Source organism: Frisingicoccus sp. (genome assembly GCA_016298055.1).
Lineage (GTDB): Bacteria > Bacillota > Clostridia > Lachnospirales > Lachnospiraceae > Frisingicoccus.
In genome coordinates this window covers 1-2,167 of sequence record JAEDDO010000261.1, presented here as the reverse complement: position 1 = coordinate 2,167, position 2,167 = coordinate 1, and the positions used below count along the sequence as shown (strand labels likewise).

Genomic DNA, 2,167 nt, shown 5'->3' with positions numbered 1-2,167 from the left:
GGTATGAGTCAGGAGTTTCTCACGCGGATATTTGAACCTTTTGTTCAGGCAGACACAGATGCCAGAAGTGTTTATCAGGGAACAGGGCTTGGCATGAGTATTGCCAAAGCTCTCATTGAGCAGATGGGAGGAACCCTGGAGGTATCAAGTGAGCTGAATGTGGGAAGTCGGTTTGTCGTCACAATTCCTTTTGAGCTTGCCGATGAAAGTGAAGTTGTAAAGATTGAGAAGGATGCGGATGTATCTATTAAAGGTATGCACATCCTTCTGGCAGAAGATAATGAGCTCAATCGTGAGATCGCAGAGACACTTCTGAGAGAAGAAGGGGCACAGGTTACATCGGTTGTCAATGGCAGAGAAGCTGTGGATGCAGTGGCTAATAATGATCCGGATACTTTTGATCTGGTACTTATGGACGTTATGATGCCTGTCATGGATGGACATGAGGCGACAAGGCAGATCCGTCAAATGGGAAGGCCGGATGCGGAAACGCTGCCTGTTGTGGCCATGACTGCCAACGCATTTGCAGAAGACATACAAAAGAGTTTTGACGCAGGCATGAATGGGCATATTACAAAGCCATTGGAAATTGATAAGATGATGCGAATCATTGCGAAGTATAGAAAATAAAAATTCCGGGCGCAGATATTCAGACAGGAGGAAATTTTTTATGCACACAAAGAGGTTGAGGACATTTGTCACAATTGTTCAGAGTGTATTGATTGTTATCATGATGATTCTTGTCACATCGATGATTTTTCAAATAAACTCTCTGCAGGGAACGGCAAGGGTAATTAATTATGCGGGAATCGTCAGAGGAGCTACGCAGCGAGAGGTTAAGCTGGAAATTGTAGGCCAGAAAAATGATGACCTTATTGTTTATCTGGATGAAATTTTAGATGGATTAAAAAATGAATCAAGAAAATATAATCTTGTGCGTCTGGAGGATGAAGTATATCAGGCTGATTTAGATAAGCAAATGCAATATTGGCAAAAGCTTAAAGATGAAATTTATCGTGTGCGTGAGTACGGATATGAGGCTACAGATATTGTTGAAGTGAGTGAAAACTATTTCCGAATGGCAGACGAAACGGTTTCAGCAGCAGAATTGTATTCCGAATCTATTGCGACGATTATCCGTTATCTGGAAATAGGTACAGCTGTCGATATTACTATTTTAATTCTGATCATGTTATTTCGTTCGCTTGAAGCCGTCAGAATACGGCATCGGAACAGTCAATTGGAACAAAAAGCATTTACCGATCAGCATACCGGCCTGCCAAATAAAGGTCGGTGCGAAGAATTTTTTATCAATGCAGAATTAATGCAAAAACCAATTGGATGTATTGTATTCGATTTGAATAATTTAAAAGTTGCAAATGATACTTTGGGCCATTCTGTCGGAGATCAGTTAATTGAAAATTTTGCAAGGCTGCTTCGAAATGCCGTACCTTCTCAAAACTTTGTCGGAAGATATGGTGGGGACGAATTCATGGCAGTTATTTATGATGCTTCAAGAGAGGAAATGGAAAAAATCTTAAATCAGATACAAAAGGACGTACAGGAGTTTAATCGTCTGCATCATGGAGGCAGTAAGTTTGTTGAAGTAAGTTATGCCTGCGGATGGACATTGTCTACAGATTTCCCGGATTGTTCTTTTAGAGTTTTGTTTGACAAGGCAGACAAAAATATGTATGAGAATAAATTAGCGAAACGAAAACAGCGCATATAGATTAGAACAATTTTTCTTTTGACGACAAAAAGGAGGAGAAAACAGATGAGTAAAGGAAGTGTAAAGAAGAACTTTCGATTTTTGGCGGGCATGTTAAGTTCTGTGCTGATTTTACAAAATATCTGTACAGTTCCCGCCTGGGCCCAGGAACAGGAGGTCAGCCAGCCTGAGTCTCTGGATGAAGCAGATTCAGAGGGAGGTCTGGTTTATGATGAGGCGGCAGCATCGGCTGATATGGGAGATGCCTCCTATGTCGGGTCCATTCCGAATACAAATCTGGGTGTTTACAGACTTGATGTGGACGAATCAGCTCAGGTTGCTGATAGCGTTGACAGCGGTGATGATCAGGAAATACAGGAAGCTGTTCAGGCCATATATGATGCTGCATTTATGACAATGGATGAAGCATTTGTATTTCTGGAAGAAGCGGATGCG

General features: G+C 41.5%; 3 protein-coding genes. All 3 read left to right on the top strand.

Annotated elements, in window-relative coordinates:
• The coding region (locus tag QZZ35_RS11375) for an ATP-binding response regulator (protein WP_291237509.1) at window positions 1-630 on the top strand (630 nt) is incomplete at its 5' end.
• 40 nt (window positions 631-670) lie between these two features.
• Window positions 671-1,732 (top strand): GGDEF domain-containing protein, encoded by a 1,062-nt coding sequence (locus QZZ35_RS11370; protein WP_291237508.1) that lies wholly within the window; start codon window positions 671-673, stop codon window positions 1,730-1,732.
• 45 nt (window positions 1,733-1,777) lie between these two features.
• On the top strand, window positions 1,778-2,167 hold a 390-nt coding region (locus QZZ35_RS11365; RefSeq protein WP_291237507.1), incomplete at its 3' end, for a hypothetical protein.

What these genes read in the sequence shown, in the direction of transcription:
- QZZ35_RS11370 (WP_291237508.1), top strand. Translation starts at nt 671, where the DNA reads ATGCACACAAAGAGGTTGAGGACATTTGTCACAATTGTTCAGAGTGTA.